A 23,241-nucleotide genomic window follows, 5' to 3' on the forward strand; every position below is an offset into this window, starting at 1 on the left:
TCGTCAGAGTAAACTATTGCATGGGCTTATCATGTAAGTTAATAAACGCGTTTTTTAAAATAAAAAGTGCCCCGGTTCTACGGGTGTCACTTTTTTGTTTTTTTAGATGCAAAGTAGCTGTAGTTTTATGTAATTCGCGGGACGACGCCAAGTGTTTTCCCCAGTGAATCAAACTTTTGATTTCCCCTGTTTTGATGATAGTAAAACGGGTTACGATAAACACCATGCGCCGCTTTTATGTCTGGACTTTATTTAGGAGGGTTTTACAGTGACAAAGTATATTTTTGTAACGGGTGGCGTTGTGTCTTCCCTGGGCAAGGGCATTACCGCCGCTTCGCTGGGCAGGCTGCTCAAAAACAGAGGTCTAAAGGTAACGATTCAGAAGTTTGATCCGTATCTTAACGTAGATCCTGGAACGATGAGTCCTTATCAGCACGGTGAAGTATTCGTAACAGATGACGGTGCGGAGACTGACCTTGACCTTGGACATTATGAACGGTTTATTGATATTAATCTGTCAAAGAACAACAATGTGACGACAGGTAAGATCTATTCATCCGTAATCAGCAAGGAACGTCGTGGAGAGTATTTGGGCGGAACTGTACAAGTTATCCCACACATTACGAATGAGATCAAAGAACGCGTGTTCCGCGCAGGTCGCGAGACTAACTCTGATGTTGTAATCACAGAGATCGGTGGAACCGTAGGTGATATTGAGAGTCTTCCGTTCCTGGAAGCCATTCGCCAGATCAAGAGTGATATCGGACGGGAAAATGTGATGTATATCCACGTAACCTTGATTCCTTATATCAAGGCTGCTGGAGAAGTGAAGACAAAGCCGACACAACACAGTGTTAAAGAGCTGCGCAGTATCGGTATTCAACCGAATGTCATCGTGTGCCGTACGGAATATGAGCTTTCCGCAGATATGAAAGCGAAGATCGCACTCTTTTGCGATATTGATGCTAATGCTGTTGTGGAATGCCGCGATGCTTCAACGTTGTATGAAGTTCCATTGAATCTTCGTGATGAAGGATTGGACGAGATTGTTGTTAATCATTTGAAGCTTACAACACCTGCTCCAGATATGCGTGAATGGGAAAGTATGCTTGAGCGAATTCAAAAGCTAGAGAAAACAGTGGAAATTGCGATTGTTGGTAAGTATGTTGCCCTGCATGACGCTTATTTGAGTGTTGTTGAGTCCCTTTCACACGCAGGCTTTGCTTCCAATGCAGAAGTTAAACTTCGCTGGGTCAATGCAGAGGAAATCACAGATGAGAACGTGGACGAAATGCTGCGCGGTGTTGGCGGTATTCTAGTTCCTGGTGGTTTCGGTGATCGGGGAATTGAAGGCAAAATCTCCGCGATTCGTTATGCCCGTGAGAAATTGATACCTTTCTTCGGAATTTGCCTAGGTATGCAAGTTTCCGTAATCGAATATGGCCGTTCTGTTCTAGGTCTAAAAGGTGCGAATAGCTCCGAAATCGATCCGAACACACCGTATCCACTGATCGATTTGCTTCCTGAGCAAAAGGATATTGAAGATATGGGCGGTACTATGCGTCTTGGTTTGTATCCTTGTAAGATTGCTGAGGGTTCCCTGGCAATGTCTTGCTACGATGATGAACTGGTATACGAGCGTCACCGTCACCGGTATGAGTTCAATAACACGTACCGTGATGAGATTGAAAAAGCAGGTCTGGTTATTTCCGGAACCTCACCAGATGGTCGTTTGGTCGAAATTGTAGAACTTCCTGGACATCCATGGTTCTTGTCGGTTCAATTCCATCCGGAATTCACTTCACGTCCGAACCGTCCACAACCATTGTTCCGTGAATTTGTCAAAGCTTCTTTAACTCATTCCGAACAGCAATAGGTTGTAAACATAATCGTAACTTACGTGCGAGTTTTTAATTAAATCTGAAGAGCCTCCTATTGGAGGCTCTTTTTTTAATTATTAGAATGTATAAGTTGTTCACCGATCTTTTATGTCCAATATTTCTCGCTTAAACGCTTACTATCCTTATAAGGACGCCGAAGGCATTTATGCTTGTTTACCCATTTTGGAGAGTTCCGAAAATAACATCACTGCAATTCAGGCTCTTTATTTACCCATTTTATCCAATTAGAAGGATTTGGGCATTGAAGCACGAATAATAGGTTTCGTATGGAGTTAATTTCTGAAGGGGCCGTTAGCTGTGGAGAGCGCGGTATAGTCAATCTGGCTTAATCTCTGGGAGGGTGTTATATGGAAAAAAAGAAAGTGTTAATTGTCGATGATCAGAATGGGATTCGGATTCTTCTTATGGAAGTATTTAATAGCGAAGGATATACGACATTTCAAGCAGCTAACGGAAAACTGGCCTTAGATATTGTTCGCAGCGAGTCTCCTGACTTGGTTCTGCTGGATATGAAAATACCGGGAATGGATGGACTCGAGATTTTGAAGCATCTGAAAGAGCTGAATCCGTCCATTAAGGTCATTATGATGACGGCTTACGGAGAACTGGACATGATTAAGGAGGCTACCAAGCTAGGCGCATTGATGCATTTTACAAAGCCATTTGACATAGATGAAATGCGGGTAGCGGTCAATATGCATCTTCATAATAAGTCAGTAGATCAATGCAGTTAAAGTGACATTTCCTGTATTGATCCTATTTGGTTATGGTGATTATAACCAGGTTGAGTCTAATTGCTATACGGGCTGGATAAAAATCGTCCCACCGGGACATTTTTTTGTTTATCCTATTTAGTATTTGACTCAGGATGTGTTATAATAAGCCTGTATGTGATGTCGGTTTAAAAACATAGCCAACCAACATTCTTAGGAGGATGAAACCATGCCATTAGTATCTATGACAGACATGTTGAACAAAGCACTTGAAGGAAAATACGCAGTAGGTCAGTACAACATTAACAACTTGGAGTGGACTCAAGCTATTCTTGGTGCCGCTGAACAAGAAAAATCACCAGTAATCCTTGGTGTATCCGAAGGCGCAGCACGTCACATGGGCGGCTTCACTACTGTTGTTAAGATGGTAGAAGGTCTAATTATCGATATGAATATCACAGTTCCTGTAGCTATCCACCTTGACCATGGATCAAGCTTTGATAAATGTAAGGCAGCAATTGATGCTGGATTTACATCCGTAATGATCGACGGTTCCCACCACCCAATCGATGAGAACATTGATATGACTAAAAAAGTCGTTGAATATGCTCATGCTAAAGGTGTTTCCGTAGAAGCAGAAGTAGGTACTGTTGGTGGACAAGAAGACGACGTTATCGGCGGCATCATGTATGCTAAGCTGGATGAGTGCGTTCGTATTGTTAAAGAAACAGGTATCGACACTTTGGCTCCTGCTCTAGGTTCTGTTCATGGTCCTTACCATGGTGAGCCTAACCTCGGATTCAAAGAAATGGAAGAAATCCGTGACGCTACTAACATCCCAATGGTTCTTCATGGTGGTACAGGTATTCCTGAACATGACATCAAGAAAGCTATCTCCCTGGGTACTTCCAAAATTAACGTAAACACTGAGAACCAAATTGTGTTTGCAAAAGTTGTTCGCGAAGTTCTAGCTGCTAAACCGGATGCTTATGATCCACGTACATTCATCGCACCAGGTCGCGATGCGATCAAAGAAACCGTTATCGGTAAAATCCGCGAATTTGGATCCAATAACAAAGCCTAATCATTGTTAGCTTCCGCCACAGGTGGACAAGCAATTTGTAAAGGGCAGGGTGTAGCTCTGCCTAGTTGAATAGTTTGATGAGGAAAGCACACCGCTTAGCCGGTGTCTTTCCATTTTCATCACTAAAAAGTCCACAGCACGTATTGCCCGCACAGCTGCAATACACGTAGGGGGAAATTGATAAATCTATGGAAAAATTAATGATTGGCGGTGGACGTCCGCTAGAGGGCGTTGTAACCATCAGTGGAGCAAAGAATAGTGCTATTGCACTTATTCCTGCGGCGATTTTGGCCGAATCTGAAGTTGTTCTTGATAATTTACCGTCCCTTAGTGATGTAGCCGTTTACTCCGAAATCTTGCAAGAGCTTGGCGCAAGTGTATCTTGGTCAGGCAACCAGATGAAAATTGATCCTTCGCGTATTGTATCTATACCTATGCCTAATGGTCCGGTTAAGAAACTTCGAGCTTCATATTATATGATGGGAGCTCTACTTGGAAGATTCAAAGAAGCAACAATAGGTCTTCCCGGTGGTTGTAATTTCGAACCTCGTCCAATCGATCAGCATATTAAGGGATTCGAGGCACTGGGAGCAACAGTTACCAACGAACACGGTTCTATCCACTTATATGCTAAAGAACTACGCGGTGCGAAGATTTATTTAGACGTATCAAGCGTAGGTGCCACTATTAACATCATGCTGGCGGCTTCACGTGCCAAAGGCTCCACAATTATTGAAAATGCGGCTAAAGAGCCTGAGATTATAGATGTAGCAACCCTATTGAACTCTATGGGCGCTGTTATTAAAGGCGCTGGTACAGAAACCATCAGAATCGAAGGAGTTTCGGAGATGCACGGTTGCCGTCACTCCATTATTCCCGATCGGATTCAAGCAGGAACTTATATGATTGCCGCTGCGGCTACGCGTGGTAATGTGTTGATAGATAACGTTATTCCTAAGCACTTGGAAGCTTTAACGGCCAAGCTTTTAGAGATGGGCGTTGATATTGAAGAGCTTGATGAAAGTATTCGCGTTATAGGTAGAGCTAAATATGAGCACGCAGATGTCAAAGCGCTGACCTATCCTGGCTTTCCTACAGATTTACAATCTCCTATGACAAGTATGCTGACGCAGGCGGAAGGTGTTAGTGTACTTAGCGATTTTGTCTACAGCAACCGATTTAAGCATGTGCCAGAATTGGTACGAATGGGCGCAAAGATCCGCGTTGAAGGCCGTTCTGCAATTATTGAGGGTGGTAAGCTTAACGCTGCAAAAGTGAAAGCGACCGATTTACGGGCAGGTGCTGCTCTTGTCATTGCTGGGTTGACGGTAGGGGATGGAATCACCGAGGTGACCGGCGTAGAATATATTGACCGTGGTTATGATAATTTAGTGAGCAACCTTCGACAACTTGGTGCTCATGTTTGGCGTGAGAACGAATAAAATTAGGATATCCCGTTTGGAAGGAGTTTTATTTTGCTTATTTACCGCATATATCCTTCCAAAATGGGTATTAATATCCTAATGGGCATTTTAATAGACTCATCATTTTGCCTAGTAGATAGACTAGGGCGAACTCATTTAAAAATTGAATAGGTGGTTATTACATGGATCTTCAAATTTCCGATTTGGAAGAAATGAAGCTGACCGAGTTGTATAAGCTGGCCAAGAAATACCAGATCCCTTACTACGGACAGCTGAAGAAACGGGAACTGATCTTTGCGATCCTTCGGGCACAGGCAGAGCAAAGCGGTCTTATGTTTATGGAAGGCGTACTGGAAATTCTACCCGAGGGCTATGGATTTCTAAGGCCGATTAACTATTTGCCTAGCGCTGAAGATATTTATATCTCAGCCTCACAAATTCGGAAGTTTGATCTCAGAAGCGGAGATCTTGTATCTGGGAAATGCCGGACGCCGAAAGAAAATGAACGATATTTTGGCTTGCTTCAAGTCAATGCTGTTAATGGCGAGAACCCTGCTAGCGCAGCGGAGCGACTACATTTTCCAGCATTAACACCACTTTATCCGCAAGACAAGCTACCGCTTGAAACATCCCCTACTCATTTGTCTACCCGAATAATGGATTTGCTCGCTCCTGTAGGTTTGGGGCAGCGGGGTTTGATTGTAGCACCTCCTAAAGCAGGAAAAACGCTCCTCTTGAAAGAAATTGCCAATAGTATTTCCACTAATAATCCTGAGATTGAACTCTTTGTATTGCTAATAGATGAGCGTCCCGAAGAAGTAACTGATATGCAGCGTTCAGTAAAAGGCGAAGTGGTTGCATCGACGTTTGATGAGCTTCCAGAGAATCATATTAAAGTGGCCGAACTTGTGTTGCAAAGAGCTCTTCGTTTAGTTGAGCACAAGAAGGATGTAGTTATTCTTTTAGATAGCATTACCCGTCTTGCACGTGCGTATAATCTTGTGGTTCCACCATCTGGACGCACGCTTAGTGGGGGGGTTGACCCAGCAGCCTTTCATCGGCCGAAACGGTTTTTTGGCTCTGCACGGAATGTAGAAGAGGGCGGTTCACTTACTATTTTAGCAACTGCTTTAATTGATACCGGATCACGTATGGATGATATTATTTATGAAGAGTTTAAGGGTACTGGTAATATGGAGCTTCATTTGGACCGCAAATTGGCGGAACGCCGTATATTCCCTGCTATTGATATTCGTCGTTCAGGTACACGTCGTGAAGAAGTGCTCTTGAGCAAAGAAGAGCTTGATACGATCTGGGCGATTCGCAAAAATATGAATGAATCCTACGATTTTGTGGAGGGATTCATCAAAAAGCTGCGTGATACAAAGACTAATGCTGAATTCTTAGCATCATTTGACGTTGCGGGAGCTAAACAATCACCAAATGGAACTGCAAGTAGCGGAGGAACTTCCAACAGTGGTACGGCTGCTCGTCGCACAACACGGGCAAAGACTTCTTCAGTACCTACAACTTGAGAATTGATAATAAGAGGAGACTAACATGTATTTGGTATATGCCGACGGGCAAGGAAACGTATATGATCATCCAGAACTGTACGGGTTAGCCCGTAGTGGGGATATGATCGTTGAAATGTTGGAGGAAGAGTTAATTCCGCTGCCTGAAGGCGCCACTCTTGTGGGCTTGCCTAGTACGCGGGCTGTGGGTATGGATCCTGAGACAGGTGAAATGATGGCGTTGCCGGATGGCTCACAGGCTGTAGGCGCGCTGCTGCCTCAGGGCTATACTCGCTTGTGTCTTCCTGGGTATGTGAAGACAGATAAGTCTTACAAGCTTCCTCTGTTTGGGTATTCGGCTGTAGTGTGGAAGGATGGCGGGTTCTATGTTGCGGCGGACCCAACCGATAATCCGGAGAAGTGGAATCCGCTGAACTGTGATAAACAGGATCTTGAGGTAAGCGTTGGCGAATTGACCGCCAAATATCCTGATAACCGTCTCTATGAGCATCTTTCTAACTGTGCGCTTGGTTATGAATGCCTCACTTCCTCCAATACCTTTTTAGGGCGTTGGGAGGGCGGTGTACCTGTCTCTTATTCATGTAATGCTGGATGTTTTGGCTGTATTTCTGAGCAACCTGATGATAGTGGTTTTGTGTCTCCACAGACTCGGATGAATTTCCGACCAACCGTCAATGAAATTTCACAAGTTATGCTGGAGCATTTGAAGACCCCTGAATCGATTATCAGTTTTGGACAAGGCTGTGAAGGGGAACCTTCTACGCAGGCAAAACTTATTATAGAAGCAATTCGTGAAGTACGCTCGATTACTGACATGGGCTACATCAATATCAACACCAATGCTGGCTTAAGTGATCATATTCGTGGAATTGTCGATGCTGGGCTGGATCTGATGCGTGTCAGCACGATCAGTGCTCTAGATGATCATTACAATGCTTATTACAAACCACGTGGCTACACATTGGCTAATGTAGAGAAGTCTTTGAAATATGCTGCCTCGCAGGGTGTTTACACATCGATCAACTATCTGATTTTCCCTGGAGTAACTGATCGCGAAGAAGAGATTGAGGCGATGGTGGAGTTTGTAAGACGTACGGATTTGAAGCTTATTCAGATGCGTAATCTGAACATTGATCCAGAGAGTTATCTGGAGTTAATTCCTCCTGCTAAGGGTGAAATTCTAGGCATGAAGACTATGCTGGAAATTTTCAAGGACGAATTGCCGGATGTTGTTATTGGTTCTTACACGCATGTACCACCAGTAAATATGGCTCGGGTAAAGCAACAGCAGCTCAACATTTAATAGAGTAAATATACCAATGAATTACCAATGAAACATATTGATCAATTGAATTTTTCGTGCTAAAATACCACAGTGTAATCATATAACTCTGGGTCCGCATGAGGCTTAGGGCATGAGAGGTGAAATTCAAAATGCAAGCAGCAATTCAACCAAAGTATAACTTAACTAAGGTAACCTGCGCATGTGGCAACTCTTTCGAAGCTGGCTCTGTTAAACAAGAGCTTCGTGTTGAAATTTGCTCCAGCTGCCATCCTTTCTTCACTGGCAAGCAGAAGTTCCTGGATGCCGGCGGTCGCGTTGATAAATTCAAGAAGAAATACGGTATCTAATTGGAATAGTCGCTTAGCGGCTTAATGGTTAGATCGAGCCCCCAGCTTTCTCGCTGAGGGGCTCATTTTATGTCTTGGAGTTGATTTTTGTCCGAGCGTAAGCTATACTTAACTTCGCCGTGCTAGACGGGGAGGTAGCGGTGCCCTGTAACTCGCAATCCGCTGTAGCGAGGTTGAATTCCTGTTAGAGGTGCTATCGATGTGAGGCCTTGGTTCCTACGGGCTGTGTTGACGGTTGGGTCCTCCGCAATGAGTGCTTATGAACCTGGTCAGGTCCGGAAGGAAGCAGCCATAAGTAAGTTTACTCTTGTGCCGGAGGGTGGCCTAGCCCGAGCAGTCATGTAGGGTTGCCGCTTGGATCGTAGTCATCAATAACAGGTGCACGGTTTATAATTCTGTTTATAACAGCATCTTTGCCACAAGCAAAGATGCTTTTTGTTTTTGGTCAATAGCCGATGAATATAGTATAATAAATTTGCGACAAATGCCGGGAAAGAGGCAGCCTAAGAGAGGGTAATGCATAGTGGAACATATCGCGCTGTACCGTGCTTGGCGGCCGCAGTCGTTTCAAGACATGGTTGGACAACAGCACATTATCCAAACGCTGCAGAACGCAATTCGTGAACAGCGGGTTTCGCATGCCTATCTGTTCAGTGGTCCGCGGGGAACTGGTAAGACAAGTGCTGCTAAAGTCTTAGCGAAAGCGGTCAATTGTGAACGTGGGCCAGGTCCTGAGCCTTGCAACGAGTGTCCTTCTTGCTTGCGAATCACTGCGGGTAATGTGATGGATGTGCAGGAAATAGACGCGGCATCCAACCGGGGCGTAGAAGAGATTCGCGATCTCCGGGACAAGGTGAAATATGCACCTACCGAGGTGCGCCGTAAAGTGTATATTATTGATGAAGTGCATATGCTGACCACAGAAGCATTTAATGCGCTATTAAAGACATTGGAAGAACCGCCTTCACATGCAATGTTCATCCTTGCGACTACGGAGCCTCATAAATTGCCAGCGACGATTATCTCTCGTTGTCAGCGCTTTGACTTCCGTAGAGTAGCTTTGGAAGAGCAGACAGCACATCTAAGCGCTATCTGTGAGAAGGAAGGGATTATAGCCGATGTTAACGCATTGCAGTATATTGCCCGCCTTTCTGATGGGGGGATGCGCGATGCAGTGAGTTTGCTGGATCAGATTTCATCTTTTACAGATGGCAAAGTTACGTATGAACAAGTGCTAGGGATGACCGGAGGGATACCTTCTGAGCAATTTGCACGTCTTGCCACTGCCATTTTGGAAGGTGATATGGGTCTTCTGCTGGAGCTTGTTGAACAGCTTATGCATGAAGGTAAGAGTGCTGATAAATGTCTAGAGAATCTTATGTATTATTTCCGTGATTTATTGATGATTAAGATGGTACCCGGGGCCGACCAACTGACTGAGCGAGTGCTTAATCCCGCCGAGTTTAAAGATATGGCCACCGCATTTTCTCGGGATCGTCTGTTTCAGATCGTTGATACACTTAATAAGTACCTAGGTGAAATGAAGTATGCTACACATCCGCAGACGTTGTTTGAAGTTGCGTTGATGAAGCTTTGTAGCTTGCAGCAAGATGAAGGTGAGACAGTAACAGCTGCTCCGTTAGGTGCATTGCAAGCTGGATCAGGGGCGAATGCTCCTGCAGTCCACTCTGGTGAACTGGATCTGCTTAAGAGACAGATTGCTGCGCTGGAGAAAAAGCTGGAACAGGCATTGCAGTCCGGTGGTATTTCCGGAGGTGGGCGAGATGGTGCTTCTTCTGCGAAATCAAATTCAGCTCCAAGCTCTGCACCGAGAATCTCTGCACCCTCCAAAATGCCTCCAAATGTAGATAAGTTTATTGCTGGTAAGGATAGTCCTGATTTTGCAGCTATCTACAAACAGTGGAGTCTTGTCTTGCAAGGGGTAAAAGAGGAGAAGGTAACGGTTCATGCGTGGTTTGTAGACGGTGAACCTGTATCTGTAATGGAGGATGCAGTGCTTGTTGCATTCAAGAACACGATTCATCGCGATACAACGGAGAAGCCAGCAAACAGACAGGTCATTGAGAATGTGCTTGCAGCACGTCTTGGTAAACCTTATAGATTGGTTACTATTATGCAGCGTGATTGGAACGAAGCCGCTCAGAAGTCAGTGGGACAGCCTAGCAAAGAAGAGTTGCGGCTAGAGCATGAACATGATACTGCAGATGCGAAATCTGAACCTTGGATTGATGAGGCTATCCAGCTATTTGGAGAAGACCTTGTTGTCATAAAAGAGTAATGTAAGCATACTAGCGCAAATTGCGCATTCCAAAGGAGAGACGATGAATGAATAATATGAACCAAATGATGAAGCAAGTTAAGAAAATGCAGGAGCAAATGCTTAAAGCTCAAGAAGAACTAGGTGGCAAGGTGATTGAAGGTTCATCAGGTGGCGGTGTAGTTACAGTTCAAGTGAATGGTCACAAAAAATTGCTTTCTATTCAAATTAAGCCAGAAGCTGTCGATCCGGAAGATGTTGAAATGCTGCAGGATTTAGTAATCACTGCGGTTAATGATGCTTTGACTCAAGCTGAAGAGCTTGCGAACAATGATATGGGTAAATTTACTGGCGGAATGAAGATCCCAGGCTTGTTCTAATCACTCATTCCACTTTCGTCTAAAGGAGAATAATTAATTTGTATTATCCCGAACCGCTAGCCAAGCTGATCGATGCTTTTACGCGCTTGCCCGGGATAGGGCCGAAGACAGCCGCCCGGTTAGCTTTCCATGTGCTTAACATGAAAGAGGATGACGTCATCGATTTTGCTAAAGCGCTAGTAAGCGTCAAACGTAATCTTCATTATTGCTCCGTCTGCTGTAATATTACGGATACGGACCCCTGTAAGATATGTCAGGACAAAACCAGAGATCCTTCAGTGATCTGTGTGATCCAAGACTCTAAAGATTTGGTGGCAATAGAACGCACCAAAGAGTTTAATGGGTATTATCATGTTCTTCAGGGTGCAATTTCACCTATGGAAGGTATAGGCCCTGATGATATTCGCTTGAAGGAATTATTGACTCGTCTGAGTGATGAAAGAGTAAGTGAGCTTATCATGGCGACCAATCCCAACATTGAGGGTGAGGCAACGGCGATGTATATTTCTCGTTTAGTTCGGCCGTTTGAGATTAAAATCACCAGAATAGCCCATGGCTTGCCTGTTGGTGGCGATCTTGAATACGCCGACGAGGTTACCTTGTCCAAGGCGTTAGAAGGCCGTCGTGAGCTATTCTAGTAGCTCTAAAGTTGTGTTTTTCAAAAGGAGGCCCCTTGGGCTTCCTTTTTTTTGTTCTAAGTTTGTCCCTATCCCGATATGAATGAGAATAACGAGATGTAATTTTGCATCGAAATTATTCTGAGGAGGAATTGGTAATGGGATGGTGGAGCGTGTTGTGGCGGGGCGTAGATAAAGAACAGGGAAGAAGAGAGTCTGAGGGCTGGGAAACGTTATTGGAGGTTCGCAAGGCGCATTCAGAGTGGGAGAGAGCGTACCTAATGTTTGATGAAGCGTTGGGCCAAGATCAAATTGATTACGCTATTTATATTCTGGAGGCGGCAGAGCGTAAATATCAGATACATCTCAAGCATGCAAAAAGCATGGGGTTAAATAGCAGTCAGATGTAGGCACTAGTCAAAAGAATATAAGGGGGATTATTATGCTAAGAATGTTAGCTATAGGAGTACTAGTCTTATCGGTTGTGTTATTGAGTGTAATTGTATTCCGAAAAAAACTTGGATTTGGATGGCTCAGTTTATTCGGTGCTCATTTGGTGCTAGCTGCGCTCGCGATATATGTAGTGAATTTCTCGGGGTTGATCACACAGGTTCATATTCCATTAAACCCCGCAACCATAGGCGCAGTAACGATTCTTGGCCTTCCAGGAGTAGTAATGTTAATGGGATTAAGAATAATTTTGTTTTAAAGCTTGACGTGGGTTTGAAAAATATGATACATTAAGTCTCGCCCCTTTGGACAAGATGTTGATTAACAACTTGCTGAAACGGTAAGCGAAAAAAAGAAATTAAAAAAAACGCTTGACGAAAACAAAGGTGCTGTGATATATTATAAAGGTCGCTGCTGACAAGCAACGACAACGAAAGATGAGACATTGATCTTTGAAAACTGAACAACGAGTGAGTAGGAAATCACGAAAGTGAAATCCAAAATAAGAGAATTAATTTTCTCGTCAGATGTTTCAAAATGAGCATATCGCTCTTTTCAATACTAATTGGAGAGTTTGATCCTGGCTCAGGACGAACGCTGGCGGCGTGCCTAATACATGCAAGTCGAGCGGAGTCATTTTGAAAGCTTGCTTTCAAAATGACTTAGCGGCGGACGGGTGAGTAACACGTAGGCAACCTGCCCCTTAGACTGGGATAACTACCGGAAACGGTAGCTAATACCGGATAATTTCTTTTTTCTCCTGAAGAAAGAATGAAAGACGGAGCAATCTGTCACTGAGGGATGGGCCTGCGGCGCATTAGCTAGTTGGTGGGGTAACGGCCCACCAAGGCGACGATGCGTAGCCGACCTGAGAGGGTGAACGGCCACACTGGGACTGAGACACGGCCCAGACTCCTACGGGAGGCAGCAGTAGGGAATCTTCCGCAATGGACGAAAGTCTGACGGAGCAACGCCGCGTGAGTGATGAAGGTTTTCGGATCGTAAAGCTCTGTTGCCAGGGAAGAACGTCCGGTAGAGTAACTGCTACCGGAGTGACGGTACCTGAGAAGAAAGCCCCGGCTAACTACGTGCCAGCAGCCGCGGTAATACGTAGGGGGCAAGCGTTGTCCGGAATTATTGGGCGTAAAGCGCGCGCAGGCGGTCATTTAAGTCTGGTGTTTAAACCTTGGGCTCAACCTAAGGTCGCACTGGAAACTGGGTGACTTGAGTACAGAAGAGGAAAGTGGAATTCCACGTGTAGCGGTGAAATGCGTAGATATGTGGAGGAACACCAGTGGCGAAGGCGACTTTCTGGGCTGTAACTGACGCTGAGGCGCGAAAGCGTGGGGAGCAAACAGGATTAGATACCCTGGTAGTCCACGCCGTAAACGATGAGTGCTAGGTGTTAGGGGTTTCGATACCCTTGGTGCCGAAGTTAACACAGTAAGCACTCCGCCTGGGGAGTACGGTCGCAAGACTGAAACTCAAAGGAATTGACGGGGACCCGCACAAGCAGTGGAGTATGTGGTTTAATTCGAAGCAACGCGAAGAACCTTACCAGGTCTTGACATCCCTCTGAATCTGCTAGAGATAGCAGCGGCCTTCGGGACAGAGGAGACAGGTGGTGCATGGTTGTCGTCAGCTCGTGTCGTGAGATGTTGGGTTAAGTCCCGCAACGAGCGCAACCCTTAACTTTAGTTGCCAGCAAGTAATGTTGGGCACTCTAGAGTGACTGCCGGTGACAAACCGGAGGAAGGTGGGGATGACGTCAAATCATCATGCCCCTTATGACCTGGGCTACACACGTACTACAATGGCCGGTACAACGGGAAGCGAAGCCGCGAGGTGGAGCCAATCCCATCAAAGCCGGTCTCAGTTCGGATTGCAGGCTGCAACTCGCCTGCATGAAGTCGGAATTGCTAGTAATCGCGGATCAGCATGCCGCGGTGAATACGTTCCCGGGTCTTGTACACACCGCCCGTCACACCACGAGAGTTTACAACACCCGAAGTCGGTGGGGTAACCCGCAAGGGAGCCAGCCGCCGAAGGTGGGGTAGATGATTGGGGTGAAGTCGTAACAAGGTAGCCGTATCGGAAGGTGCGGCTGGATCACCTCCTTTCTATGGAGAATCGTCTTCTGCAATGAAGACATTCAAATCGGAAGTTAAACTTCCATAATAGAACCTTCGGGTTCGAACACTCACTCGTGTTCAGTTTTGAAAGAGTAAGTCTCTTTCATATGCGTTTGGTGGCGATAGCGGAGGGGTTCCACACGTACCCATCCCGAACACGACCGTTAAGCCCTCCAGCGCCGATGGTACTTGGACCGAAGGGTCCTGGGAGAGTAGGACGCCGCCAAGCGAACAACCACTTTGGTTGATTCACAATATTATATATGTTATATGGGCTTTTAGCTCAGTTGGTTAGAGCGCACCTCTGATAAGGGTGAGGTCGGTGGTTCGAGTCCACCAAGGCCCACCATATAACTTATATCCCTTTATGGGGCCATAGCTCAGCTGGGAGAGCGCCTGCCTTGCAAGCAGGAGGTCAGCGGTTCGATCCCGCTTGGCTCCACCATAATTTTTAAATTCAATACTTTCTTTAACATTGATCCTTGAAAACTGGATACCGAAACGAATTTGCGTTTTAGAACATCTTTTAGCAACTTGTGCAAACAAGTAAATGTTATTAGTGAGATGATTCCAAGAGAGATATCGTATGATATTTTCCTGCGGAAAAATCATGGTTAAGCTAATAAGAGCACACGGAGGATGCCTAGGCGCCAGGAGCCGACGAAGGACGTGGCGAACAACGAAACTGCCTCGGGGAGCTGTAAGCAAGCTTTGATCCGGGGGTGTCCGAATGGGGAAACCCAGCTGTGGTAATTCGCAGTTACTCACATCTGAATACATAGGGTGTGTAGAGGCAGACCAGGGGAACTGAAACATCTAAGTACCCTGAGGAAGAGAAAACAATAGTGATTCCGTCAGTAGCGGCGAGCGAACGCGGAACAGCCTAAACCTAAGAGCTTGCTCTTAGGGGTTGTGGGACGTCTCACATGGAGTTACAAAGGAATATGGTAGGCGAAGAGGTCTGGAAAGGCCCGCGATAGAGGTAAAAGCCCTGTAGCCTAAACTGTGTTCTCTCCGAGACGGATCCCGAGTAGTGCGGGGCACGTGAAACCCCGTATGAATCCAGCAGGACCATCTGCTAAGGCTAAATACTACCTGGCGACCGATAGTGAAACAGTACCGTGAGGGAAAGGTGAAAAGCACCCCGGAAGGGGAGTGAAATAGAACCTGAAACCGTGTGCTTACAAAAAGTCAGAGCCCTATTAATGGGTGATGGCGTGCCTTTTGTAGAATGAACCGGCGAGTTACGTTTAACATGCAAGGTTAAGTCGAGAAGACGGAGCCGCAGCGAAAGCGAGTCTGAATAGGGCGAATTAGTATGTGGACGTAGACCCGAAACCGTGTGATCTACCCCTGTCCAGGGTGAAGGTGCGGTAACACGCACTGGAGGCCCGAACCCACGCACGTTGAAAAGTGCGGGGATGAGGTGGGGGTAGCGGAGAAATTCCAATCGAACTCGGAGATAGCTGGTTCTCCCCGAAATAGCTTTAGGGCTAGCCTCGGTATAAGAGTAGTGGAGGTAGAGCACTGATTGGGTGCGGGGTCCGCAAGGATTACCAAGCTCAGTCAAACTCCGAATGCCATATACTTATTGCCGGGAGTCAGACAGTGAGTGCTAAGATCCATTGTCAAAAGGGAAACAGCCCAGACCATCAGCTAAGGTCCCCAAGTGTGTGTTAAGTGGGAAAGGATGTGGAGTTGCACAGACAACCAGGATGTTGGCTTAGAAGCAGCCACCATTGAAAGAGTGCGTAATAGCTCACTGGTCGAGTGACTCTGCGCCGAAAATGTAACGGGGCTAAACACACCACCGAAGCTATGGCTAGATACGTATGTATCTGGGGTAGGGGAGCGTTGTATGTGGGTTGAAGGTGTACCGTAAGGAGCGCTGGACAGCATACAAGTGAGAATGCCGGTATGAGTAACGAAAAGATCAGTGAGAATCTGATCCGCCGAAAGCCCAAGGTTTCCTGAGGAAGGCTCGTCCGCTCAGGGTAAGTCGGGACCTAAGGCGAGGCCGAAAGGCGTAGTCGAAGGACAACAGTTTGAAATTACTGTACCACCGTAATCCGCTATGAGCGATGGGGTGACGCAGGAGGGTAGTGACGCGGACTGATGGATATGTCCGTCTAAGCAGTGAGGCTGATGTGTAGGCAAATCCGCACATCATTAAGGCTGGGCTGTGATGGGGAGCGAAAATTGTAGTAGCGAAGGTCATGATCTCACACTGCCAAGAAAAGCCTCTAGCCAGGAGAAGGTGCCCGTACCGCAAACCGACACAGGTAGGCGAGAAGAGAATTCTAAGGCGCGCGGAAGAACTCTCGTTAAGGAACTCGGCAAAATGACCCCGTAACTTCGGGAGAAGGGGTGCCCCGGTAGTGTGAATAGCACGAGGGGGCCGCAGTGAAAAGGCCCAAGCGACTGTTTAGCAAAAACACAGGTCTGTGCGAAGCCGCAAGGCGAAGTATACGGGCTGACGCCTGCCCGGTGCTGGAAGGTTAAGGGGAGTGGTTAGGGGTAACCCGAAGCTATGAACCGAAGCCCCAGTAAACGGCGGCCGTAACTATAACGGTCCTAAGGTAGCGAAATTCCTTGTCAGGTAAATTCTGACCCGCACGAATGGCGTAACGACTTGGGCGCTGTCTCAACGAGAGATCCGGTGAAATTTTAATACCTGTGAAGATGCAGGTTACCCGCGACAAGACGGAAAGACCCCATGGAGCTTTACTGCAGCTTGATATTGAATTTGGGTACGATCTGTACAGGATAGGTGGGAGCCGTAGAAATCGGAGCGCAAGCTTCGGTGGAGGCGCCGTTGGGATACCACCCTGATCGTATCTAGGTTCTAACCTAGTGCCCTAATCGGGTACGGGGACCGTGTCAGGCGGGCAGTTTGACTGGGGCGGTCGCCTCCTAAAGAGTAACGGAGGCGTTCCAAGGTTCCCTCAGAATGGTTGGAAATCATTCGAAGAGTGCAAAGGCATAAGGGAGCTTGACTGCGAGACCTACAAGTCGAGCAGGGACGAAAGTCGGACTTAGTGATCCGGTGGTACCGCATGGAAGGGCCATCGCTCAACGGATAAAAGCTACCCTGGGGATAACAGGCTTATCTCCCCCAAGAGTCCACATCGACGGGGAGGTTTGGCACCTCGATGTCGGCTCATCGCATCCTGGGGCTGAAGTAGGTCCCAAGGGTTGGGCTGTTCGCCCATTAAAGCGGTACGCGAGCTGGGTTCAGAACGTCGTGAGACAGTTCGGTCCCTATCTGTCGTGGGCGCAGGAAATTTGAGAGGAGCTGTCCTTAGTACGAGAGGACCGGGATGGACGTACCGCTGGTGCACCAGTTGTTCCGCCAGGAGCATGGCTGGGTAGCTACGTACGGACGGGATAAGCGCTGAAAGCATCTAAGCGTGAAGCCCCCCTCAAGATGAGATTTCCCAATTAGTAAGACCCCTTGAAGACGACGAGGTAGATAGGTTGGAGGTGGAAGTGCAGTAATGCATGGAGCTGACCAATACTAATCGGTCGAGGGCTTATCCTATACTTAAAATGCAAATTCAATTCGGATTCAGTTTTCAGGGAGTCAAATTCCTGTTTGGATTGCTGTGGTACTGATATCGTTTGGAGAGATACCCAAGTGGCTATAAGGGGACCCTCTGCTAAGGGGTTAGACTGCGTAAGCGGTGCGTGGGTTCGAATCCCACTCTCTCCGCCATTTTCAATCCATAGCATTTCTAATTATTGTGGCGGTGTAGCTCAGCTGGCTAGAGCGTACGGTTCATACCCGTGAGGTCGGGGGTTCGATCCCCTTCGCCGCTACCATAATACCTGGAGGCTTAGCTCAGCTGGGAGAGCATCTGCCTTACAAGCAGAGGGTCGGGGGTTCGATCCCCTCAGCCTCCACCATTATTACTTTTTTAGAAACACTTTTTACACCGTGCCGGTGTAGCTCAACTGGTAGAGCAACTGACTTGTAATCAGTAGGTTGGGGGTTCAAGTCCTCTCGCCGGCACCATTATTACTAATGCGGAACCGTGGTGTAGTTGGCCTAACATGCCTGCCTGTCACGCAGGAGATCGCGAGTTCGAATCTCGTCGGTTCCGCCATTTTTTCCACAAGATTAGGGTGGGAAGTTTAATACTACCACTTTATTTTTATGTCAATTTAATATGGCTCGATAGCTCAGTCGGTAGAGCAGAGGACTGAAAATCCTCGTGTCGGCGGTTCGAATCCGTCTCGAGCCACTTTTCCCTGGGGGATTAGCGAAGTGGCCAAACGCATCAGACTGTAAATCTGCTCACGTACGTGTTCGGTGGTTCGAATCCATCATCCCCCACCATTTATGAGCCATTAGCTCAGTTGGTAGAGCACCTGACTTTTAATCAGGGTGTCGAAGGTTCGAGTCCTTCATGGCTCATCCCAAACAGAAAGTCATCACCATAAGGTGATGGCTTTTTTTGTGTTTTGAAGTTGTATTATAGTAGCGCGCTAATGTAGCGATTAACATAATATAAGAGAATATGCTAAAATAGGCGAAAAGAGCAAAAGTGGTGGAGCATGGTGACTATGGATAGTGAGACATTGCGGAAAAAATTAGAGCAGCTCACCGGAAAGAGAACCGGAATCAAGCAGTTAGGGAGGCAGCATTCAGCTTCTCTTTTTAGCATGGGATTAGAAGCGCAGGATCAGCTGGTAATCCATGAGGGCCATCTCTGGGCACCTTTGTATGAGAGTGACGGACGTATAACCGCCGTTTGGGTAGAAATGGAAGGACTAAGCTCTCTGGAAGTACAATTGGTCAATTATGCAGTTCGGAATTTTGCTATTGCACTTAAAGCTACAGGGCTTAGAGAAGAAGGCGAAGTTGAGGCGCGGCAGCTTGGCGCCTGGTTAAACACAGAGCTAGAGCAAGAGAAGAATGATACTGAGATTCCGGATGAGATGACCTTAAAGGGGCGTCTGTTCGGTGACATGATTCCATTCCTACTTAGTAGTGAGATTGCACACAGCCCACAGATAACTTATCGTTCACTGATGAAATTGTTGCGCAGCTATTTTGAGAACGAAATCCTGCTTATTCCTCTTCAAGAAAAGGAATGGTTAATTTTAGCCCGTAAAGAATTGCTTATGGGCGGGGATGATAAGGATGATGAAGAAGAGAGTGTAGATGATCTTCTAGCACAGACTAGTATGGGTTTACATGAGCTGATAGCAAGTGAATGGGTAGGTGTATTCCATTTGGCGGTGGCTCCGGCTATTGTCCCTGTTAAGGGATTAACAGGATCTGTGGCTTTGCTCAGGGAGACGATTGTACTTGGTCGTATTTTTCAAGTAGGAGAGTATATTCATTTACCTTGGGAGCTGCATTTGGAACGTTTGGTTAACAGCATACCTGACGTACGCCGTAAACAGCTGCTTGGACAAATTGGTGATTATTCCTCTGTACTATCAGATAAAGAAATGCTGCTGACCTTAGAGACTTTCTTCGAGATGGACTGTAATGTAAGTGAAACCGCCAAGAAGCTATATATCCATCGTAATACGCTGCTATACCGTCTGGATAAGATAAAACAAGAGACTGGGGCAGATGTAAGAAGCTTTGGAGACGCTGCTATTGTGAAGCTTACTATGCTTTTGTATAAAGTGACGAAAAGGAAATAGGTTTTTTGTGAACCTTACAAATAGCCATCGTGTCACGACTGGGGTAATATAAATGTACAAGGAAACAGAATTTTTATTTTAACTAATTAATAATTAACTCGAGGGGGAAATACAATGGCAGGCGTACGTTTAGAGCATATTTTCAAAAAATACCCGGGTTCAGATAAAGCGACAGTAATCGATATCAATCTTGATATTAAAGATAAGGAATTTCTAGTATTGGTTGGACCTTCCGGTTGCGGTAAATCCACAACTTTGCGTATGATCGCTGGTTTGGAAGAAATCTCTGAAGGTAAAATGTACATTGGCGATCGTGTAGTTAACGACGTTGCACCTAAAGACCGCGATATCGCGATGGTATTCCAATCCTACGCCCTGTATCCGCATATGAGCGTATACCAAAACATGGCTTTCGGTTTGAAACTTCGTAAAGTGAAGAAGGATGAAATCGACAAGAAAGTTCGCGAAGCTGCTAAAATTCTCGATATCGAGCATTTGCTAGATCGTAAACCAAAAGCGCTTTCCGGTGGTCAACGCCAACGTGTCGCTTTGGGACGCGCTATCGTACGTGATCCACAAGTCTTCTTGATGGATGAGCCTCTTTCCAACTTGGATGCTAAACTTCGTGGTCAAATGCGTGCTGAAATCACTAAACTGGTTAAGCGCCTTGAAACCACTTGTATCTACGTAACGCATGACCAAACAGAAGCTATGACAATGGGTGATCGCATCGTAGTTATGTATGATGGTATCATTCAACAAGCAGCTTCCCCTGAAGAGTTGTACAATGAACCTACAAACTTGTTCGTAGCTGGATTTATCGGATCCCCTACAATGAACTTTATCAATGGTACTTTGTCTGAAGTAAGCGGTTCTATCCGTTTCCGTGCTGAGAACCTTGATGTTGAAGTACCAGGCGGAAAAGCACAAATCATCCGCAACAAAGGTTACATCGGTAAAGAAGTAATCATGGGCGTTCGTCCAGAAGATATCCATGAAGAGCCAGTATTCTTGGAAGCTTCCCCGAACACAATCTTTACTTCATTGGTTGATGTTACTGAAAACCTTGGTCATGAAATGCTCCTTTACTTGAGCGGCCTTGGTAAATCTACTGTAATCGCTCGTGTAGATGGACGTTCCACTACTCGCGAAGGCAGCAAGCCAAAATTGGCTATCGATATGAACAAAATTCACTTCTTTGATAAAGAATCCGAAGCTAACATTTTGTTGGGATAAGATTGTAAAGATCTTTTCTCTCTTGATAAAGCCACCCGAAAGGGTGGCTTTATTGTTTAGATGGACCCTGTTTGGTTAGGCGCTAAGATTGCATTCATAGGCGTTATCAATTAAGATAGCAGGAGAATTACCTCCGGAATGTAATGAGATCGCTGCCAACCGGACGCAGTAAGCGGACAAATACCGCAGGTGACGAAAGGACGAACTTACATGGCTAAGAAAGTAAAAGTATCTGAATTGGTGCAGCATTTTCAATTAGAGGTTATTTCCGGCCAGGAAGGTCTAAAGAGACCCATTACGGTCGATGACCTGAATCGCCCTGGACTAGAGATTGCTGGTTATTTTGAATATTATCCAGAAGAACGTGTTCAATTGCTAGGCAAAACAGAACTCGCTTTTTTCTCCATGCTGCCCGAAGCTGAGCGGAAAAGTCGACTTCGTGGAATTTGTAATGACAACACACCTTGTATTGTAATTACACGTGGTTTGGATGTGCCTCAGGAGTTAATTGACATAAGTAATGAAAAGGCCCTTCCTGTACTTCGGAGCTCCATGGCTACGACTATTTTCTCCAGCCGGTTGACGAGCTTCTTAGAAGGGAAATTAGCCCCTACAGCGACGATCCATGGCGTACTTTGTGATGTATATGGGGTAGGTATGCTAATCACGGGTAGTAGTGGGATTGGTAAAAGTGAAACAGCCCTTGAACTTGTAAAACGTGGACATCGCTTGATTGCTGATGATGCCGTAGAAATCCGTCAGACTTCAGATAACCAATTGCATGGTACAGCACCTGAGTTAATCCGTCATTTACTGGAGATCCGTGGAGTAGGTATCATTAATGTAATGACACTTTTTGGTGCGGGTGCCATTCGTAATCATAAACGGATTACACTTGTTGTTAGATTGGAAGCTTGGCAGCAAGACAAGCAATATGACCGGCTTGGACTCGACGAGGAAACGACACGGATTATCGACACCGATGTTCCACTTGTAACGATTCCTGTACGCCCAGGACGTAACCTTGCTGTTATTATTGAGGTTGCAGCGATGAACTATCGCCTGAAACAAATGGGCTTTAATGCAGCCCTGCAGTTTACGAATAAGTTAACTGCGACCATATCTGAAGATATGGATGATCTCGATTAGGAGTGTGAGAGAATGTTCCCATTAGCACTAAATCCTATTGTCTTCTCAATTGGATCACTGCAAGTACACTGGTATGGATTAATACTAGGTTTCGGTGCACTCGCGGGGTTATATCTTGCGATCCGCGAGGGCAAACGGTTTGGTATCCCACAAGAATTCTTTATGGATATGCTGCTGCTAGGTGTGCCCTCAGCCATTATCGGGGCACGAATTTATTTTGTAGCATTTAAATGGGAGGATTATAAGGATAATTTAATAGATGTCTTTAAGATCTGGAACGGTGGCATTGCCATTTACGGTGCATTAATTGGAGCCATTATTTGTGGAATTATATATTTCCGCTATAAAGGCTACCCCTTCTGGCGTATCGTTGACATATGTGCACCCGGACTACTTGCGGGTCAAATGATTGGACGCTGGGGGAACTTTGTCAACCAAGAGGCATACGGCAGCGTGGTTGAAGAGTCTTTTTTACGGGATAAACTGCATTTACCTGACTTCATTGTGAACCAAATGTACATAGGGGATGCTTTTCATCATCCAACCTTCCTATATGAATCTCTTTGGAGCTTACTGGGCATCGCACTTCTCATGGTCCTCCGTCGACAAAAATTTGTGCGTGCCGGTGAGATCTTCATGTCTTACTTTATATGGTATTCCATCGGTCGTTTCTTCATAGAAGCCATACGTACGGACAGCTTGGCGTTTAATGGAAGTGCAGGCTTGGCATCCTTTATGAACGGATTGTGGAAACCGATGGAATGGCTAGGTTTTGAACAAGGATACTTGGACCCAAGCTATGGAAATATCCGTATTTCTCAGCTACTTGCTCTACTGATCATCGTTGCAGCTATACTGCTTATCATTATTCGTAGGGTCACCGGAGAGCCTAAAGCACATTATTCTGATCCTATCGTATGTACTAAACCGATCAAAGCAGATACCGTAGTGCCAGAAAGTGCAGTAAATACACCGCAGAAAGCTCGTCATGGGGCACAACCTGAACAAGGACAGCCTGCGGATGGAGATAAGAAGGAGCAGTAAAGCTT

At 46.0% G+C, this 23,241-nt stretch carries 16 protein-coding genes, 10 tRNA genes, 3 rRNA genes and 1 other RNA gene; all 30 read left to right on the forward strand.

Going from position 1 to position 23,241, the window contains the following annotated elements; translation table 11 throughout:
• The first annotated feature begins 268 nt into the window (after positions 1-268).
• Entirely contained in the window at positions 269-1,876 is a 1,608-nt protein-coding gene (locus NSU15_RS00600; RefSeq protein WP_076121335.1) for a CTP synthase, read from the forward strand.
• A gap of 372 nt (positions 1,877-2,248) precedes the next feature.
• Positions 2,249-2,635, forward strand: coding sequence for a response regulator (locus NSU15_RS00605; protein ID WP_042123230.1), 387 nt, complete (start codon positions 2,249-2,251; stop codon positions 2,633-2,635).
• Between the two features lie 208 nt (positions 2,636-2,843).
• Positions 2,844-3,698, forward strand: a complete 855-nt coding sequence (gene fba, locus NSU15_RS00610) for a class II fructose-1,6-bisphosphate aldolase (RefSeq protein WP_036679934.1) — start codon at positions 2,844-2,846, stop codon at positions 3,696-3,698.
• Between the two features lie 188 nt (positions 3,699-3,886).
• Positions 3,887-5,140 carry a UDP-N-acetylglucosamine 1-carboxyvinyltransferase gene (locus tag NSU15_RS00615; RefSeq protein WP_060623903.1) on the forward strand — a complete coding sequence of 418 codons (1,254 nt, stop codon included), beginning with the start codon at positions 3,887-3,889 and terminating at the stop codon, positions 5,138-5,140.
• 164 nt (positions 5,141-5,304) lie between these two features.
• Complete coding sequence (gene rho, locus NSU15_RS00620; RefSeq protein WP_339288747.1) at positions 5,305-6,657, forward strand: transcription termination factor Rho; 1,353 nt, start codon at positions 5,305-5,307, stop codon at positions 6,655-6,657.
• A gap of 25 nt (positions 6,658-6,682) precedes the next feature.
• A complete protein-coding gene (locus NSU15_RS00625; RefSeq protein WP_339288748.1) occupies positions 6,683-7,960 on the forward strand; it encodes a radical SAM protein in 1,278 nt (425 codons plus the stop codon).
• 131 nt (positions 7,961-8,091) lie between these two features.
• On the forward strand, positions 8,092-8,289 hold the full coding sequence (gene rpmE, locus NSU15_RS00630; RefSeq protein ID WP_042123239.1) for a 50S ribosomal protein L31: 198 nt from the start codon (positions 8,092-8,094) through the stop codon (positions 8,287-8,289).
• Between the two features lie 117 nt (positions 8,290-8,406).
• Positions 8,407-8,675: signal recognition particle sRNA large type (gene ffs / locus NSU15_RS00635), an RNA gene on the forward strand.
• A 137-nt stretch (positions 8,676-8,812) separates the two neighbouring features.
• Complete coding sequence (gene dnaX / locus NSU15_RS00640; protein ID WP_339288750.1) at positions 8,813-10,588, forward strand: DNA polymerase III subunit gamma/tau; 1,776 nt, start codon at positions 8,813-8,815, stop codon at positions 10,586-10,588.
• Between the two features lie 47 nt (positions 10,589-10,635).
• Positions 10,636-10,947, forward strand: a complete 312-nt coding sequence (locus NSU15_RS00645) for a YbaB/EbfC family nucleoid-associated protein (protein WP_036679924.1) — start codon at positions 10,636-10,638, stop codon at positions 10,945-10,947.
• Between the two features lie 38 nt (positions 10,948-10,985).
• On the forward strand, positions 10,986-11,585 hold the full coding sequence (gene recR / locus NSU15_RS00650) for a recombination mediator RecR (protein ID WP_042123249.1): 600 nt from the start codon (positions 10,986-10,988) through the stop codon (positions 11,583-11,585).
• A 137-nt stretch (positions 11,586-11,722) separates the two neighbouring features.
• Entirely contained in the window at positions 11,723-11,974 is a 252-nt protein-coding gene (locus tag NSU15_RS00655; protein ID WP_042123251.1) for a DUF2508 family protein, read from the forward strand.
• A 32-nt stretch (positions 11,975-12,006) separates the two neighbouring features.
• On the forward strand, positions 12,007-12,273 hold the full coding sequence (locus tag NSU15_RS00660) for a pro-sigmaK processing inhibitor BofA family protein (RefSeq protein ID WP_042123252.1): 267 nt from the start codon (positions 12,007-12,009) through the stop codon (positions 12,271-12,273).
• A 303-nt stretch (positions 12,274-12,576) separates the two neighbouring features.
• A 16S ribosomal RNA gene (locus NSU15_RS00665) occupies positions 12,577-14,134 on the forward strand.
• Between the two features lie 124 nt (positions 14,135-14,258).
• Positions 14,259-14,375 (forward strand): 5S ribosomal RNA (rrf, locus tag NSU15_RS00670).
• A gap of 43 nt (positions 14,376-14,418) precedes the next feature.
• A tRNA-Ile gene (locus NSU15_RS00675) sits at positions 14,419-14,495 on the forward strand.
• Between the two features lie 20 nt (positions 14,496-14,515).
• Positions 14,516-14,591 (forward strand) — tRNA-Ala (locus tag NSU15_RS00680).
• 167 nt (positions 14,592-14,758) lie between these two features.
• Positions 14,759-17,687 (forward strand): 23S ribosomal RNA (locus NSU15_RS00685).
• Together the 16S, 23S and 5S rRNA genes with 10 tRNA genes alongside form the textbook arrangement of a ribosomal RNA operon.
• A gap of 82 nt (positions 17,688-17,769) precedes the next feature.
• Positions 17,770-17,861 (forward strand) — tRNA-Ser (locus NSU15_RS00690).
• A 30-nt stretch (positions 17,862-17,891) separates the two neighbouring features.
• Positions 17,892-17,968 (forward strand) — tRNA-Met (locus NSU15_RS00695).
• An 8-nt stretch (positions 17,969-17,976) separates the two neighbouring features.
• Positions 17,977-18,052: transfer RNA gene (locus NSU15_RS00700), tRNA-Val, on the forward strand.
• A gap of 33 nt (positions 18,053-18,085) precedes the next feature.
• Positions 18,086-18,161 (forward strand) — tRNA-Thr (locus NSU15_RS00705).
• 13 nt (positions 18,162-18,174) lie between these two features.
• Positions 18,175-18,252, forward strand: a tRNA-Asp gene (locus tag NSU15_RS00710).
• Between the two features lie 65 nt (positions 18,253-18,317).
• Positions 18,318-18,390, forward strand: a tRNA-Phe gene (locus NSU15_RS00715).
• A 9-nt stretch (positions 18,391-18,399) separates the two neighbouring features.
• Positions 18,400-18,485, forward strand: a tRNA-Tyr gene (locus NSU15_RS00720).
• Between the two features lie 5 nt (positions 18,486-18,490).
• Positions 18,491-18,563 (forward strand) — tRNA-Lys (locus NSU15_RS00725).
• Between the two features lie 149 nt (positions 18,564-18,712).
• On the forward strand, positions 18,713-19,807 hold the full coding sequence (locus NSU15_RS00730; protein WP_042123254.1) for a helix-turn-helix domain-containing protein: 1,095 nt from the start codon (positions 18,713-18,715) through the stop codon (positions 19,805-19,807).
• A gap of 114 nt (positions 19,808-19,921) precedes the next feature.
• Positions 19,922-21,043, forward strand: coding sequence for a sn-glycerol-3-phosphate ABC transporter ATP-binding protein UgpC (gene ugpC, locus NSU15_RS00735; protein WP_042123255.1), 1,122 nt, complete (start codon positions 19,922-19,924; stop codon positions 21,041-21,043).
• 210 nt (positions 21,044-21,253) lie between these two features.
• Positions 21,254-22,192 (forward strand): HPr(Ser) kinase/phosphatase, encoded by a 939-nt coding sequence (gene hprK / locus NSU15_RS00740; RefSeq protein ID WP_042123257.1) that lies wholly within the window; start codon positions 21,254-21,256, stop codon positions 22,190-22,192.
• A gap of 12 nt (positions 22,193-22,204) precedes the next feature.
• Complete coding sequence (gene lgt, locus NSU15_RS00745) at positions 22,205-23,236, forward strand: prolipoprotein diacylglyceryl transferase (RefSeq protein WP_339288751.1); 1,032 nt, start codon at positions 22,205-22,207, stop codon at positions 23,234-23,236.
• The last annotated feature ends 5 nt before the right edge of the window (positions 23,237-23,241 follow it).

The sequence above is a fragment of the Paenibacillus sp. FSL E2-0201 genome (assembly GCF_037963325.1).
Classification (GTDB): Bacteria; Bacillota; Bacilli; order Paenibacillales; family Paenibacillaceae; genus Paenibacillus_AQ.